Annotated in this window: 14 protein-coding genes; 4 read left to right on the top strand and 10 right to left on the bottom strand. The window is 70.2% G+C overall.

Going from position 1 to position 14,661, the window contains the following annotated elements:
- Positions 1 to 59 precede the first annotated feature (59 nt).
- The 6 genes from NR792_RS21000 to NR792_RS20975 all read right to left on the bottom strand — a co-directional run bounded on the left by NR792_RS21000 (position 60) and on the right by NR792_RS20975 (position 5,111).
- On the bottom strand, positions 60 to 563 hold the full coding sequence (locus NR792_RS21000; protein WP_375754451.1) for a nuclear transport factor 2 family protein: 504 nt from the start codon (positions 561 to 563) through the stop codon (positions 60 to 62).
- A gap of 90 nt (positions 564 to 653) precedes the next feature.
- Entirely contained in the window at positions 654 to 1,238 is a 585-nt protein-coding gene (locus tag NR792_RS20995) for a hypothetical protein (RefSeq protein ID WP_375754450.1), read from the bottom strand.
- A 110-nt stretch (positions 1,239 to 1,348) separates the two neighbouring features.
- The gene (locus NR792_RS20990; RefSeq protein ID WP_375754449.1) at positions 1,349 to 2,107 is read right to left on the bottom strand and encodes an ABC transporter ATP-binding protein; all 759 of its coding nucleotides are present in this window, start codon (positions 2,105 to 2,107) and stop codon (positions 1,349 to 1,351) included.
- Positions 2,104 to 3,075, bottom strand: a complete 972-nt coding sequence (locus NR792_RS20985) for an iron chelate uptake ABC transporter family permease subunit (protein WP_375754448.1) — start codon at positions 3,073 to 3,075, stop codon at positions 2,104 to 2,106. The genes NR792_RS20990 and NR792_RS20985 overlap by 4 nt, the downstream gene beginning before the upstream one ends.
- Positions 3,065 to 4,144 carry an ABC transporter permease gene (locus NR792_RS20980; RefSeq protein WP_375754447.1) on the bottom strand — a complete coding sequence of 360 codons (1,080 nt, stop codon included), beginning with the start codon at positions 4,142 to 4,144 and terminating at the stop codon, positions 3,065 to 3,067. Before NR792_RS20980 ends, NR792_RS20985 begins: the two co-directional genes overlap by 11 nt.
- The gene (locus NR792_RS20975) at positions 4,107 to 5,111 is read right to left on the bottom strand and encodes a siderophore ABC transporter substrate-binding protein (RefSeq protein WP_375754446.1); all 1,005 of its coding nucleotides are present in this window, start codon (positions 5,109 to 5,111) and stop codon (positions 4,107 to 4,109) included. Before NR792_RS20975 ends, NR792_RS20980 begins: the two co-directional genes overlap by 38 nt.
- Before the next feature lie 162 nt (positions 5,112 to 5,273).
- On the opposite strand from NR792_RS20975, the gene NR792_RS20970 reads away from it, so the two are divergent.
- A complete protein-coding gene (locus tag NR792_RS20970; RefSeq protein WP_375754445.1) occupies positions 5,274 to 6,863 on the top strand; it encodes a family 43 glycosylhydrolase in 1,590 nt (529 codons plus the stop codon).
- 17 nt (positions 6,864 to 6,880) lie between these two features.
- On the opposite strand, the gene NR792_RS20965 is transcribed toward NR792_RS20970, so the two are convergent.
- The gene (locus tag NR792_RS20965; protein WP_375754444.1) at positions 6,881 to 7,153 is read right to left on the bottom strand and encodes a DUF2277 domain-containing protein; all 273 of its coding nucleotides are present in this window, start codon (positions 7,151 to 7,153) and stop codon (positions 6,881 to 6,883) included.
- Positions 7,154 to 7,274: 121 nt separating this feature from the next.
- Between NR792_RS20965 and NR792_RS20960 the strand changes: the two genes are divergently transcribed.
- On the top strand, positions 7,275 to 7,697 hold the full coding sequence (locus NR792_RS20960) for a hypothetical protein (RefSeq protein ID WP_375754443.1): 423 nt from the start codon (positions 7,275 to 7,277) through the stop codon (positions 7,695 to 7,697).
- Positions 7,698 to 7,755: 58 nt separating this feature from the next.
- Here the strand turns inward: NR792_RS20960 and NR792_RS20955 are convergent, their stop codons facing one another.
- Positions 7,756 to 9,567 (bottom strand): DNRLRE domain-containing protein, encoded by a 1,812-nt coding sequence (locus NR792_RS20955; RefSeq protein ID WP_375754442.1) that lies wholly within the window; start codon positions 9,565 to 9,567, stop codon positions 7,756 to 7,758.
- Between the two features lie 57 nt (positions 9,568 to 9,624).
- Between NR792_RS20955 and NR792_RS20950 the strand changes: the two genes are divergently transcribed.
- The gene (locus NR792_RS20950; protein WP_375754441.1) at positions 9,625 to 10,818 is read left to right on the top strand and encodes an LLM class flavin-dependent oxidoreductase; all 1,194 of its coding nucleotides are present in this window, start codon (positions 9,625 to 9,627) and stop codon (positions 10,816 to 10,818) included.
- Between the two features lie 94 nt (positions 10,819 to 10,912).
- Entirely contained in the window at positions 10,913 to 12,019 is a 1,107-nt protein-coding gene (locus NR792_RS20945; protein ID WP_375754440.1) for a ferrichrome ABC transporter substrate-binding protein, read from the top strand.
- 1 nt (position 12,020) lies between these two features.
- Here the strand turns inward: NR792_RS20945 and NR792_RS20940 are convergent, their stop codons facing one another.
- Both NR792_RS20940 and NR792_RS20935 read right to left on the bottom strand, forming a co-directional pair.
- Positions 12,021 to 13,343: a hypothetical protein gene (locus tag NR792_RS20940; RefSeq protein ID WP_375754439.1), complete on the bottom strand. Its 1,323-nt coding sequence runs from the start codon at positions 13,341 to 13,343 to the stop codon at positions 12,021 to 12,023.
- Between the two features lie 108 nt (positions 13,344 to 13,451).
- Positions 13,452 to 14,606, bottom strand: a complete 1,155-nt coding sequence (locus tag NR792_RS20935) for a trypsin-like serine protease (protein ID WP_375754438.1) — start codon at positions 14,604 to 14,606, stop codon at positions 13,452 to 13,454.
- Positions 14,607 to 14,661: the final 55 nt, after the last annotated feature.

The following is a 14,661-nucleotide window of genomic DNA, read 5'->3' as shown; positions in this document are numbered from 1 at the left end:
GAAGGGCTTGTCCTGGGCAAGGACCTGGCCCACAACGTGCGGGTGCGCGCGCCGCGGACTCACGGCGTGCCGAGCCGCTTGCCCCGGGCGTACTCCAGGCCCAGCAGGTTGCCCCGGTGGTGGATGGGATCCAACGTGACCTTCTGGATGCGCCAGCCCTCCGCGGCGGTCTTCACCACCTCATGGGTATAGCGCCCCACCAGGGTCCACTCCTGGGGGAAGCCGTCCATGGTGAAGAAGTGGGAGACCTCCGCGTAGGCGTGCACCGTGGCGTGCGTGGGGCTGGAGAACTCCGTGCGCACCGTGTTCGCCGTGGAGTGCTGCACACGGGTGAAGCACTCCAGCGCCTTGTTGCCGAACTGCGCCAGCACGGCGCGCGGCGCGGTGGAGGGCGGCACCCCCATGAAGCGGGAGTAGTCCGACGTCACCTCGGGGGCGAAGACCCGCTCCCAGCGGGTCCAGTCGCCCGTGTCCTTGCCGTGGTCGATGGCCTGCCCGTACTCGGCCACCAGCTCCTGCACGGCAATCCAATCCAACATGTACTCCAGGTTCTTCTCGCGCATCGGCTGTCTGCCCTTCAGGCAATGAGGAGGCTCCAGGCTTCCACTCTCCGTGACCGGGGAGCAACCCCAGACAGCCGGGACGCCAGGGGCTCACGGCTCCGAGACGATGACGGTGAAGCCCTTGGGCGTGCTGGAGGTGTCCACCACGTGCGCGGAGCCCGTCGCCGTCCACACGACCTCCACCGTCCCGGCGGCGCCGTTGGGCTGCAGCTCGAGGTCCAGGTTCGTGGTCCACTGACAGCTCGTCCCCATCGTGCAGTCGCGGGAGAGGTACGTGTGGATCTCCATCGTCACCGAGTCTCCCGCCACCAGGGGGCTGGAGCCTTCCGGCCCGGAGAAGTCATTCCCGCCTTCGCGCAGGACGGCGCGGAACACGGGGCTCACCGTCTGGCTGGGGTCCGCGGGCGTCCACCGGGCCGTCACCAGCGCCTTCATCTCCGCCTCGACGAGTTTGTCCGGTGACTTCGAGGCCGTGGCGACCATGACGAGCGGAATCGAGGCCTTGGGCGCCTCGGTCGTGAGGGACACCGGCTTGCCCGTGTAGGGCTCCGAGAACACGTCGTCGGAGATGGCCTGTGACGTCGCGACGACGCTGACACTGGCGACGAGGAGGGCCAGACGGGAGGCCCAGTGACGCAGGCGGGAGTGGGGAGCGGTTTCACGGTGGTGGGGCATGGTGGCCGCGGACTGAGCAATCCCGATGCCACGACTTCACAGAGGGAGACACTCGCGGGACGCACCCGCCGTCAACTCCAACCGCGACACGTGTGTCACGGCCCCATGGGTCAGCGGTAGTGGACCGCGATGCGCTTGCCCTCGAGCACATGGATGTCGATGTCCATGTCATAGATGTCGCGCAGCACGTCCGGGCGCATGAGCTCCTCCGGCGTCCCCTGGAAGGCCACCTTCCCGCCGCGCATGGCGATGACGTGGTCGGAGTAGCAGGAGGCGTAGTTGAGGTCGTGCAGCACCAGCACCACGCACTTGCCCAGCGTGTCCGCCGCGCGCCGCAGCTCCTTCATCATGGACACGGCGTGCTTCATGTCCAGGCTGTTGAGGGGCTCGTCCAGCAGGACGTAGTGCGTGTCCTGGCAGAGCACCATGGCCACGAAGGCGCGCTGGCGCTGGCCGCCGGACAGCTCATCCAGGAAGCGGTGGGCGATGGGCTCCAGGCCCAGGTGGTGGAGGGCGCCCTCCACGAAGGCGCGGTCCTCCACCGTCGGGCGGCCCTTGGAGTGCGGGTAGCGGCCGAACGTCACCAGGTCGCGCACGGTGAGCCGCGAGGTGACCGCGTTGTCCTGCCGCAGGATGGCGAGCCTGCGCGCCAGCGCGTCGCCGGGCGTGTGGGCCACGTCCATGCCGTCCACCAGCACCGTGCCGGAGGAGAGCGGCAGCAGGCGGCTCACCATGGACAGCAGGGTGGACTTGCCCGCGCCGTTGGGCCCGATGATGGACGTCACGCCGCTTTCCGGGAGCTTCAGCGTGACGTCGTCCACCACCAGGGTGTCGCCGTAGCGGCGGGAGACGTTCCGGGCTTCAATCATCGCAGCGCGCCTCGCATGAGCAGGGTGATGAACATGAGGCCGCCCAGGAACTCGATGATGACGCGCAGGTTGGCGCCAAAGGAGAAGAGGCGCTCCAGCACGAGCTGACCTCCCAGGAGGCCAATCACCGCGAGGAACACGGCGGCGGGCAGCACGTGGACGTGCCGGTGCGAGCGCACCAGGCCGTGCGCCAGGTTCGCCACCAGCAGGCCGAAGAAGGTCACCGGCCCCACCAGCGCCGTGGACACCGACACCAGCACCGCCACCACCGCCAGCAGCAGCGACACCGTGCGGCGGTGGTCCACGCCCAGGTTGATGGCCACGTCGCGGCCCAGGCCCAGCACGTCGCAGGCGTGCAGCAGGCGCAGGCCCAGGACGGACGCGCCCGCGGTCATCAGCGCGGAGACCACGAGCAGGTCCGGGTCCGGGTTGTTGAAGCTGGCGAAGAAGCGGTCCTCCAGGAAGGCGAACTCGCCCGGCGCGATGACGCGCTGGAGGAAGGTGGACAGGCTGCGGAACAGCACACCCAGCACCACGCCCGTGAGCAGCAGCAGGTGGATGCTCCGCCCGCCTCCCTCGAACAGCCAGCGGTGCAGCACGGCGGAGAAGAGCACCATGACGGTGACCTCCACCGCGAACAGCAGCCGGATGTCCAGGGCCGCCACCGTGCGCGAGCCCAGGAAGAAGAGCAGGCACGTCTGGAGCAGCACGTAGAGCGTGTCGAAGCCCATGATGGCGGGCGTCAGCACGCGGTTCTCCGTCACGGTCTGGAACAGCACCGTGGAGACGGCGATGGCGTAGCCCACCAGCAGCACGGTGGCGACCTTGCGCGCGCGGAACGGCAGCACGAAGTCCCACCGGCCCCCCGCGTCCACGGTCATGAACACCAGGACGCAGAAGGCGGCCAGGCCCCCCAAGAGGAGCAGCCGCCGCTCGTGGCCCTCCAGGCGCAAGGCGCTAGCCGACACGGCCGTCCCTCCGGAAGAGCAGGTGGAGGAAGACGAGGCTGCCCACCACGCCCGCCACCGTACCCACGGGAATCTCATAGGGCTGGCGCACCACCCGCCCGACGAGGTCGCACAGGAGCACGAAGCCCGCGCCCAGCACGGCCACCCACGGGATGGAGCGGCGCGCGTTGTCGCCCACGATGAGGCTGACCACGTTGGGCACCACGAGCCCGATGAAGGGAATCATCCCCACGGTGGCCACCACCACCGCGGTGACCATGGCGACGATGGCCAGCCCCAGCGCCACGATGCGCGGGTGGCTCAAGCCCAGGTTGGTGGTGAAGGCCTCGCCCATGCCGGCGACGGTGAAGCGGTCCGCGACGACGTAGGCGAGGACCGTCAGGACGAAGGCGCCCCAGAGCAGCTCATACCGGCCGCGCAGCACGCTGGAGAAGTCACCCGTGGTCCAGGCCATCAGCGATTGCAGCAGGGAGAAGCGGTAGGCGAAGAACGTCGTCGCCGCGTCGAAGATGGCGCCCAGCACCAGCCCCACGACGGGCACCACGAGCGCCGAGCGCAGCGGAATCCGCCGGAGGATGAGCAGGAACAGCGCCGTGCCCGCCATGGAGAAGCCCGCGGCGACGGCGGTCCTCGCGAGGATGGGGATGCCGGGGGCGAGCAGGGTGACGACCAGCAGCCCCAGGCTCGCGGACTCCGCCGTGCCCGCGGTGAAGGGCTCCACGAAGCGGTTGCGCGCGAGCATCTGCATGATGAGGCCCGCCACGCCCAGGGACATGCCCGCCAGCACCAGGGCCAGCGTGCGCGGCACGCGGCTGATGACCAGCACCTGCACGGCGCGCTGGTTCTCCGCGGGCGCCAGGAGCGCGTCCCACGACACGTGGCTCACGCCAATCAACAGGCTGACGCCCGCGAGCCCCAGCACCCCCAGGCCGGCCAGGGCGAGCAGGGGCAGCGGGCCGCCCTTCACGTCGCTCGCGGGCCGTGGCGCGGGCAGCGGGGAGGCCACGGGCTCACGGCGGGCAAAGGCCGGCTCAGGGAGCAGGGGGCTGTCGGGGCTTCGCGTAGGCATCGGAGATCTGCTCCAGCAGGCGCCGCATGGACTGGATGCCGCCGCCGATGAGGTAGGTGTTGGCGGGGTCCAGGTACACGACCTGGCCCTGCTTCCAGGCCGTCGTCTGGCGCACCAGTTCGTTGTCCAAGAGCCGCTGCGCGCCGCCGCCCTCGCCAATGGCCGCGTCCCGGTCGATGACGAACAGCCAGTCCGGGTTGGTCTCCAGGATGAACTCCGAGCCGACGGCCTCCCCGTGCAGCGACGCCTTGAGCGACGGGGCCGCGGGCGGGATGCCGAAGGACTCGTGCAGCACGCCGAAGCGCGAGCCCGGGCCGTAGGCGCTCATCCGCCCGCCGGACGTCAGGATGATGAGCCCCCTGCCCCGGGTGGTGGTGGTGCCCTTCAGCGTCTCGATGGACTGGCGCAGCCCTCCAATCAGGGCGCGCGCCTGGTCCTCCTTGCCGAAGACGGTCGCCAGCCGCTCGGTGTTGCCCACCACGGTGTCCAGGAAGTGCGCGTCGTCCGTCGTCTGGTCGATGGTGGGCGCCATGGCGGCGAGCTTCGCGTACCGGGCGCTGGTCCGGCCGCCGGTGATGATGAGGTCGGGCCGCGCGGCGTGGACGGCCTCGTAGTCGGGCTCGAAGAGCGTCCCGAAGCGCGGGTACTTCTTCACGTCCGCGTACTTCGCCAGCGGGCCGGGGAAGTACTCACCCGCCACGCCCTGCACCTCCACCCCCAGCGCGTCCAGCGTGTCCAGCGCCGCGAGGTCGAACACCAGCACCTGCTTCGGGTTCGGGGCCACGACGGTGCTGCCCTGCGCGTGCGCGATGGTCCGGCCCGCCCCCGGCGCGGGAGCCGCCGCCGGCGCCGCGCCCTCCAGGGTGGGAGTGCGCAAGGCGCGCAGGCCGAAGAACACCACGCCGAAGACCGCGACCCCGATGAGGGCCGTGACGAGGGGAGAGAAGCGCCGGGGAGAGGTGCTCACGAAGAGGTCCGTCCAGAGGGATATGTGATATCAAGTGATATTGATATTCATTATCGAATTGGGATATAGCGGATCGCCGCCGGACGGTCAAAACCCATCGACCTTGCGCTCACCGGGCCTTCCCTGGAAGCTTGGATTTCAAGACTTCCAGGGAGAAGTGCCATGAAGCCGCTCCGTGCCGTCCTGCTGCTGTCCCTCCTGTCCACGGCCCTCGCCGGGACCGCCCATGCGCAGGACAACGCGCGCACGCTGCTGATGCAGTGGCTGGCGGATCCGGACGTCTACAAGGAGAACGACGACCTGTTCTTCCTCACCGGCACCGGCAACGGGGTGGTGCTGCCGCTGTACGAGTCGAACGACCTCACGGCGTTCCGCTTCAAGCGGGACTACAACCCGTCCGCGGCGGACGCGACCTACGACTACTGCTTTCTCTGGGCGCCGGACCTGAGCAAGACGGGCAGCGTCTACCAGCTCCACTTCTCCGGCCACCGGGTGCCCAACGGCGCGGCGTGTCCTCCCGCCGGCCAGGAGGTGACGACCTTCGTCGCCACGGCGCCGGACCTGAACCTGGCCTTCGGCGCGCCCCAGCCCATCAACGCCAACACCACCTGGCCGCGCACCACCATCGGCACGGCGTGCCTGCCGCAGGGGTGCAACCGGAACATCCGCATCGACTCGGCGACGTTCAACGACGGCGTGGACCGCTGGCTCTTCTACGTCTGGTTCCAGAACGGCAACAACATCTCCTCGTTCAAGCTGGCCGCGCCCGGCACCGTCTACAACCACGCGGGCCCGGCGGTGTTCGCGACGCCTTCTTATGAGGAGGGCATCAACGAGGCGCCGGAGCTCTTCAAGCGCGACGGGCGCTACTACATGGTCTTCAGCGGCGGCTGGTACAACAGCCAGTACGCCATGTACTACGTGATGGCGGACACGGTTCCCCAGCTCACGCGGGCGCGGGCGGTGCGGCGGCTGTCATTGCCGCTGAAGAACTCGGCGGGCCGGCTGGTGCAGTCCCACGGCCACAACGTCATCGTCGAGCGGCGGGGCGAGTACTTCAACATCTTCCACCAGGGCGCCTTCGACAGCGCGGGCAACCTCACGTCCCGCAGCACGTACAAGCAGCGCGTGGCGTTCAAGGCGGACGGGACGATGACGTCGCTCAACCAGGTGAGCGTGCGCTGGAACCGGCTCGCCGGGTACAGCTACTCGCTGGACGTCGTGCTGAAGAATGGCTCGGTGGTGGGGCCGTGCACGTCCGTGGTGCTGCTGGGGCAGGCGAACAAGACGGTGTTCGACGGCGTGTGCCGCAGCGCGGGCGACCGCGTGGTGACGAAGGGGGAGATCGCCGCGTTCCGCATCTTCTATTCCAACAACAACGTCTGGGGACCCTTCGTGGAGAAGGCCTATGACGGCATCTCCGACGACGTGTCGCTGGAGCTGCCCGGCGGCGTCACGCCCTTCGTGGACCTGGAGTGGAGCGAGGAGGAGACAACGGCGCAGTACTCCATCGACGTGCAGCGGCGGGACACGGGCGCGTGGATTGGCCCGTGCATCGGCGTGGGCGCCGTGAACAAGAGTCTGTCCTGGACCTACCAGGGGCGCTGCGACACGGCGGGCCTCAACGTGCCGTACTCCAACATCCAGGCCTTCCGCATCTGCTCCGCGGTGAATGGCGACTGGGCCCACGCGCGCTGCGGCGCCGCCGCGTATGACGGGCGGGCCCTGCACTCGCGCATCAACATCCCCTGAGCCGGGGCGGTCCCGCTTCAGCGCGGGGCGAAGCGCTTCGCGGACCGCAGCTTCGCCTTCATGGCCTCCATGTCGCGGTTGCGCGGCGGGGCGGTGGTCACCAGCGAGTCCACCAGCCGGCGCGCGGCCTCGGTGACGTCCTCGACGGCGCGCTGGAAGGCCTCCTCGTTCGCCTTCGAGGGGGCGCTGGTGCCGCTGAGCTTCCGCACGAACTGCAGGGCCGCCGCCCGCACCTCCGCGTCGGACGCGGGGGGCTCGAAGTTGAACAGCGTCTTGATGCTGCGGCACATGGGCGGAGTCCTTTGCGTGAAGAAATACCAGCGTAGCGCACCGCGAGAACGTCACTTGGCTCGGCGGGCCTGAAGTGGTTCTCTCCGGACTCCCCCTTCTCCCGGAAAAGGACTTCCCCCGATGCGGAACCTCTTCGCCGTCCCCGTGACCCTCTTCTCGTTCGCGCTGCTCGCCTGTGGCAACGGCGCGGCCCCCGAGCAGCAGACCCCCGCCCCCACGCAGCAGGAGCAGGGGCTCAACGCCGTGGGCCAGGGCTGTTCCGCGGACAGCCAGTGCTCCACGGGCCTGTGCTGGACGGAGGCGGACTCGTACCCGCTCTACAACCCGTATTGGATCCGCGCGGACCAGTGCACCGAGGAGTGCGGCGGCGAGGGCGACAACGCCTACTGCCAGCAGCTGGCCGCGGAGTTCAACGCGCCGTATCCCAACCAGGCGCGCTGCATCCCCGCGCGCGGCGTCTACGACAGCTACCCGTACGACGACATCTTCTACGTCTGCGACCTCATCCCCGCGGGCCTGGGCAAGGTCCACTGGGTGGAGTAGCCGCCTGACCCACGCCGTCCGGAGCGACGCTCGTTCCGGACGGCGCGGGAGTTCCGCGTCAGTCGTTCACGTTGCTGCTGTAGAGGTTGCCGCCGCCGGTGCGCACGTCGCCCTGCGCGGTGGTCCCCGTGGTCTGGCTGGTGGCGTACACGACGTAGCCCGGCGAGTCGTTCAGGTCCACGACGTTGCCGGAGAAGGCGTTGTTCTGTCCCGTCGCGTAGCTGCTGCCGTGCGTGCGGACCTGGAAGGCATCCAGCACCAGGGGATTGCCCTGGCGGTCGCCGCGGTTGTTTCGCACCACCGTGTTGACGCCCTTCACGTCCACGAAGCTGTCGGCGCTGTTCTGACCGGAGATGCCCGCGCCCTGGAAGGTGCAGCCCTCCACGAGCGTGCCGTCCGCGCCCTCCTTGATGTCGATGTGCTCCGCCGTGATGCCGCCCGCGAACACGGTGGTGCGGATGACGTTGCCCAGGACGACGTGCTCGTACGGGCTGCTCTCGTCGGAGCCGACGTAGGCGCCCTCGCCGTACTGCGGCTGATACCGTCCCGTGTCGTGGATGCGCGACGCCTCGAGCGTGTTGTAGGAACTGCCGTCCCGGAAGTGGACCGCCTCGTCGCCAATCGTGTGGACCTCCACGCGGGACAGCAGGTTGTGGTTGCCGTTGTCGACGACGATGCCCTTCTGCGCGGTGATGACGCGCAGGTCGCGCACCTGCCAGTGGTCACCGGTGAGGTGGAGGCCGTAGGAGCCGTCCTTCACGGAGGTGCCCTGGAGCGTGGCCGGGTTCGCGGGGTCGCAGCTCTTCAGGACGATGGGGCTGTCGGACCTGCCGCTCTGGCCTGAATAGAAGAGGCCCTGGCCGCCGGGGTCGCCGCTGTTCTGACGGTTGCCCGTATAGGTGCCGGGCGCCAGGAGGATGACGGCGCCGGGCGCGGCGCCCTTCAGGGCCGCCTGGATGCTGGCGGTGGAGCTCAGGGCGTTCGCGCACGACGTGCCGCCGCCGGACGGGGTCGTCGCGGTGGCGGCGGCGCTGCTGGCGGAGGCGTTGCCCGCGGCGTCCAGCGCCTTCACCGTGTAGCTGTAGGTCGTGGAGGCGGCGAGCCCGGTGTCGCTGGTGGAGGTGCCGGTGACGTTCTTCAGGAACGTGCCATTCCGGGAGAGCGCATAGCCGGTGACGCCCACGGTGTCCGTGGACGCGCTCCAGGCCAGGTTGACCTGGCTGCTGGAGACGGCGGTGGCCGTGAGCTGCGCGGGCACCGACGGAGGCTGCGTGTCGCCGGTGCCGCCGCCGCTCGTCGTGAGCTCCAGGCGCGGAGCGTTCGCGCCGCCCTCGCTGCTGACCAGCGTGGTGTACTTGCCCACGGTCTCCTGAAGCACGAACGACACCGTGCCGTCACCCGCGGCCTGCGCGTTCACGTAGGCCGTGACGTCCAGGTCGTAGGCCTGCGCGGTGGTGCTCAACGCCACGCTGCCCGCCAGGGGCCCCACGGCGGGCTTGTTCATCCAGGTGAGCGAGGACTCCGCCCAGCCGTCCGCCGTCTGGAAGGCCTGGAGCGTCGTGTTGGAGGACGCGCTGCCGTACACGCGCAGCCGCGCGCTGCTGACGCCGGAGATGCCCGCCAGCGAGAACTTCAGGTAGGCCCAGCGGCTGGTGCCCGCGTCCGTCTTCACGTACAGCGACGTGGCGGCGCCGTAGTTGGAGCCCGCGTTGCTCTCATGGACGTAGGCGTCCTCGGACGCCGTCAACGTCGTGAGCGCCTGGCGTTGGCTTCCAGGTGTTTCATCGCCTGTCTCAATGCCGCAGCCAGACAAGGCCAGGGCCAGGGGAATGACACGCGGCAGCCGTGTTCCCGTGGTGTTCGTGCGCATGGTGTTCCATCCAACGTTTGGGGTAAAATCAGCTTAAACTGATTTCAGGGGGACATCATGCGGCTCGATATCTTTTCGGAGATGCAGCATCCGAAGGAGCGCTGGAGCGGTCCGGACCACGAGCACCAGATCATCCAGGAGACGCTGGAGCAGGCGCGGCTGGCGGATGAGATGGGGTACGGCGTCTGGTGGCAGGTGGAGCACCACACCGCGGTGGAGTTCAGCTACAGCTCCGCGCCGGAGATCATGCTCACCGCCATCGCGCGGAGCACGAAGAACCTGCACGTCGGACACTCGTCGGTGCTGGCGCCCACGCGCTTCAACCATCCCATCCGGATCGCGGAGCGCGCGGCCTTCATCGACCACCTGAGCGGCGGGCGCTTCCAGCTGGGACTGGCGCGCAGCACCATCCCGGAGTGGCGCACCTTCAACATCGAGCCGGACTCCACGCGCGGGCAGATGCAGCAGGCCTTCGAGCTGGTGCCGAAGCTGTGGACCCAGGACAAGGTGTCCTGGGACGGGCCGGACCTGAAGCTCAAGGACGTCACCGTCATCCCCAAGCCGTACCGCAAGCCGCACCCGCCGCTGTGGCAGGCGTGCTCCAGCCCCGCGTCGTTCGAGCAGGCGGGACGCAACGGCGTGGGCGCGCTGGGCGTGACGCTCTGGGCGTCTCCGGAGGAGGTGGCGGAGATGATCCACATCTACCGCGAGGCCCTGCGCACGCGCTGCGAGCCGGTGGGGAAGTTCGTCAACGACCAGGTCGCCTTCTTCACCTTCGTGCACTGCGCGGACAGCGAGCGCGAGGCCATGGAGAACGGCGCCGCGAAGGCCGCCGCCTGGTACACGAGCGGGTCGTTCACCTTCTTCGAGGCGAAGGACGCCTTCGTGAAGACGGCCGCGGAGCTGGAGGCGCTGGCGAAGGACCCGGCGGGCGGAGGCCTCACGGGCCAGTACCTGCGCAAGAAGGATCCGAACGCGCCGCAGTCCCAGGCGCAGCGCCTGCTGGGGCGCATCATGTCCGGTGAGACCGTGCCGGATGAGCAGGTCTGGGAAGTGCTGAGCGCGCAGGACTCGCTCATCGTCGGGACGCAGGACCAGGTGCGCGCGGGGCTCAAGCGCTACCAGGCGCTGGGCATCGACGCGCTCATGTCCTTCCACCAGGTGGGCGCGCTGGCGCACGACAAGGTCCTGAAGAGCATCCGCCTCACGGGCGAGCTCATCCCGGAGTTCAGGACACCGGCGGCGCCTTAGCGGGCGATGATGGGAGGGCAGGGGAGCGTGGGGACGCGACACCCACGCTCCGCGCCCCTTCTCCCGCGCGGTGGGACGGAGCAAGCTGACCTTCGTGTCCCGCCGCTCACAGCTGCTCCTCCTGCTCGGGGTGTCCGTGCTCCTGCACGTGGCGCTCCTCGTGGCGCTGTCGCGGAGCCCGTCCGGCCGCGTCCGGCCTCACGAGCCGCCGCGGGTCATCGAGCTGGAGGTCGTCACCCGGGACGCACGCCCCGCGCCGCCCGAGCCCGAAGCGAAGCCGCGGCCCCCTCGCTCGCCCGCGCATCCGCCGGAGCGCGAACCCTCCCCGCGCGCGCGGGCGAAGGACGAAGCGCCGGCTCCCCTGGCGGAGCGCGAGCCCTCCACGCGGGCGAAGGACGAAGCGCCCGCCGAGGCTCCCTCGCCCACCGGGAGCGCTGCTCCGGCGCCCCTCGCGGAAGCACCCGAGCGCGCATCCCCCCCGGTCCGGGACGTCCCGCTCCAGCTGGAGCCGCCCGGGCTCCTGGGCGGTGGGCTGCTGAAGGGTCCTCCGTCAACGGGGCGGACGCTCCGCAACGTGCCGGGGTCGGAGCCGGACCCCAAGGCGCTGGCGGCCCGTGAGGCGGAGGAGGCGCGTCAGCGGGTGGATGGCTGGGCCAAGGATGCGACCGCGTCCGCGCGGGCCTCCGGCGCGACGCCGCCCTACTTCGCGAAGCTGCGCCAGGGCTTCGCCGAGCGCCTCGTGAACCCGCCCCCTCCCAACAAGCAGGTGGTCCTCGGCCGGCTGAAGCGCGAGCAGCTGGAGGCCATCGAGCGGTTCGGCCGGACGGGCACTCCCTTCGCGCCCCAGGAGCGGGACATCCGCGGCGAAACGTCCGACCGGCTGCGCGCGGCCGTGGAGGCCGGGCGCGCGGCGAACATGTACATGACGGACGTCACCGCCCCCATCCTCGCGCTCGTCGCCATCGTGGAGGTGCGGCAGGCGCGCGACGGCAGCCTGATTGACCTCCAGGTGCTGGAGGGCTCCGGGGACCCGAAGTTCGACACCTGGGCGGTGGCCCACCTGCGCGACGCGCTCGCCAGCGCGGAGGCCCCCACCGACGGGGGCGTGGGCATCCGCGAGGACGGGATGCGGACCCGCTGGCGGTTGGAGGAGTACCTGGGCAACCCCCGCGTGCGGGTCCACCTCATCTCCATCTACTGACTCACTTCGCTCCAAGGCCGCCGAGGCGCTTGCCCGTCGCGGCGTCCAGCACGTGAAAGTCGCCCCACAGCGGCACGTACACCCGGTCGCCCCGGACCCACAGGACGTTGAGCATGGAGATGGAGTGGAACGCGGGCAGGGCCACGTCCCAGGCGACGGCGCCGGTGAGCAGGTCGCGCCGGATGAGGCGCTGGCCTCCCTTCGCCAGCTCGTAGATGACGTACACGGCATCCGGGGCGATCTCCGCCACCTCCGGCGCGACGTCCCGCAGCTCGAGCGGGTCGCGGTCCGCGACGACGCCGTGCCACAGCGGCTTGCGGTTGCCCGGCGCGTACAGGCCCACCAGGGGCACCTGCGTCCCCGGCCACCGCGTGCCCAGGGACAGGGTGTAGCCGTTCGCGCGGTAGAGGTACTTCGTGGAGAAGCCGCGGATGTCGGAGGGCGGGTAGCTGGAGCGCTCGCAGGTGGTGGGGTGCCCGGCGGGCCGGCGCATGTTGCAGGTCTGGGGGCTCAGGGGCTGCGTGGCGCAGCCCTTCGGGACCCGGGGCGCGGACTTCGCGGTGGCCGTGCGCGTGTCGAAGAGCAGGTGCTGGCCGTCCACCACCCCCACCCAGACGGACGTCGTGTCCCCCGGAGGGATGCAGAGCCGGCCCGGCGAGTCCGTCAGCGGCACGCGTCCCAGCCGCTTGCCCGTCTCCAGCTCCAGCAGTTCCACCGCGCGCTGCTCGCTCATCACCAGCCGGCCCCCCTGGGCGATGACCTTCGTGTAGCTCCCGGCGTCCGGGCCCTCCGAAGGCTGCGACTCCCAGAGCTTCTGGAACGTCCGCCCGTCGAACGCGGCGATGAAGTGGCTGGAGTCGGAGCCTCCGACGTGGCGGCTGGCGTGACCGACGATGTCCTCCGTCCCATCCCCGTTGATGTCCACGAACACGGGCGTGCCCTGCTCCGCCCATTCGACGGGCGCGGGCGGGGGCGGGGGCGGGGGCTCGACGGGCGGCGCGGGGATGACCGGAGGGGGCACGGGCCGGGCGACGGCGGCGGGGCGGCGCGGGGGCGGATCCGCGGGGCCGGTGGCCAGGAAGAACACCGCGCCCATGACGCCCATCATGAGCATCACCCCCAGGCCCATGACCACCATGAGGGCCTGCTTGTTCGCCGGGGGCGGCGGAGGGGCGCGCGGCGGGACGGGGTGCGCCGGGAGCGGGCCCTCCAGGTCGAACGCGTGGCCGCAGTAGCCGCAGACGTAGTGCGTCTTCGAGGCCTGGGGCGTGAAGGGCGCGTTGCAGTGGGGACAGCGGGAAGCTCTGGGGACGGGCCGGGCCATGACCTCGGGTGTAGCATTCCTCTCACCCAGGGTCGCTGAAACACGAAAGCCCCCTCCCTCCGCTCGGGAGGAAGAGGGCTTCACGCTCACGGGAGCGTCAGGTGACGACTACGGCACCGTGGCCTTCACGGAGACGCCCGAGTACGAGGAGTAGCCGCGCACGGAGACGTACCAGGTGCCGGACGCGGGGGCGGAGAAGGAGCAGGTCTCCGCGTTGCCGCTGAGGTACGGGCGGCAGTTGTACGCGGTCGTGGTGGGCTGCGAGCCCTGGCGCACGTAGAGGTCCGCGTCACCCGTGCCGCCGGCCTGCTCCACCGTCAGGGACGAGGCGCCCGCGGGGACGGTGATGGCGTAGTGCTTCCAGGTGCTGGCGGAGCCGGACAGGTTGGTCTGGCTGAGCAGCGTCACCGTCGGCTGCGACGAGCCGTTGATGGTGGTGGTGATCCAGCTCTCGAAGGACGACACGCGGCCGTACATGCCCGCGTACTGCGCGTCGGCGCAGCCGTAGCCCCAGCTCACGATGCCCGCGAGCACGCGGGTGCCGCCCTTGAGGACGGTGAGGGGACCGCCGCTGTCACCCTGGCAGGAGTCCTTGCCGGGGGCCTTCGCGCCCAGCTGGTCCGCGGAGATGACCTCCTGGCCCTGGTAGTCCGCCTGCGCGTCCGCGTTGCTGATGAGGTTCACGTCCACCGTCTGGAGCGTGCTCGGCAGCGAGGAGGAGCCGCTGGACAGCGTGCCCCAGCCCGTGACGCGCGCCACGACGCCGGGGTTGGTCACGCCCGCCGCCGCGTCCGCCGCGGTGACCAGCGGGATGGCCTTCACGTTCGCGCCGCTCAGGTCCAGCGGCGAGGACAGCTTGAGCAGCGCCGCGTCCTTGCCCACGTTCGCGTCCACGTAGCCCGGATAGACAAACACCTGGGCCACGGTGCGGACCTGCCCGCCGGTGGTGGTGGTGCGGTTGGTGACGCCCGCCACGATGCGGCCCGGCTTGGAGATGCTGCCGCCCGAGTTCACGCAGTGCTGCGCGGTGAGGATCCAGTTCTCGTTGATGATGGAGCCGCCGCAGAAGTGGCTGCCGCCGCTGCTCTGCAGCGACACCTGCCACGGGTTCGCCCCGATGGTGGTGGCCGTGCCACCGACGATTTCCTGCGAGGTGGCGGCCGGCGCCGGGGTCTCCGGCTGCGCCTGCTTCTCCTCCGTGGCCTGGGGACCGCAACCGACGACCAGCAGCGACACCACGCTGGCGGCAGCCCAGCGACGCACGACCTGACCTGAAATCATGTGAACCTCGGCTTTGAGGGAAATTATGAAGCGCCGG

This window comes from Corallococcus exercitus (assembly GCF_042231735.1).
Lineage (GTDB): Bacteria > Myxococcota > Myxococcia > Myxococcales > Myxococcaceae > Corallococcus > Corallococcus exercitus_B.
The sequence above is the reverse complement of the archived record's forward strand: the minus strand, read 5'-3'. Positions and strand labels throughout refer to the sequence as shown.

Coding starts and splice junctions, on each gene's coding strand:
- NR792_RS21000 (WP_375754451.1), bottom strand. CDS start 563: ATGCGCGAGAAGAACCTGGAGTACATGTTGGATTGGATTGCCGTGCAG.
- NR792_RS20995 (WP_375754450.1), bottom strand. CDS start 1,238: ATGCCCCACCACCGTGAAACCGCTCCCCACTCCCGCCTGCGTCACTGG.
- NR792_RS20990 (WP_375754449.1), bottom strand. CDS start 2,107: ATGATTGAAGCCCGGAACGTCTCCCGCCGCTACGGCGACACCCTGGTG.
- NR792_RS20980 (WP_375754447.1), bottom strand. CDS start 4,144: ATGCCTACGCGAAGCCCCGACAGCCCCCTGCTCCCTGAGCCGGCCTTT.
- NR792_RS20970 (WP_375754445.1), top strand. CDS start 5,274: ATGAAGCCGCTCCGTGCCGTCCTGCTGCTGTCCCTCCTGTCCACGGCC.
- NR792_RS20965 (WP_375754444.1), bottom strand. CDS start 7,153: ATGTGCCGCAGCATCAAGACGCTGTTCAACTTCGAGCCCCCCGCGTCC.
- NR792_RS20960 (WP_375754443.1), top strand. CDS start 7,275: ATGCGGAACCTCTTCGCCGTCCCCGTGACCCTCTTCTCGTTCGCGCTG.
- NR792_RS20955 (WP_375754442.1), bottom strand. CDS start 9,567: ATGCGCACGAACACCACGGGAACACGGCTGCCGCGTGTCATTCCCCTG.
- NR792_RS20950 (WP_375754441.1), top strand. CDS start 9,625: ATGCGGCTCGATATCTTTTCGGAGATGCAGCATCCGAAGGAGCGCTGG.
- NR792_RS20940 (WP_375754439.1), bottom strand. CDS start 13,343: ATGGCCCGGCCCGTCCCCAGAGCTTCCCGCTGTCCCCACTGCAACGCG.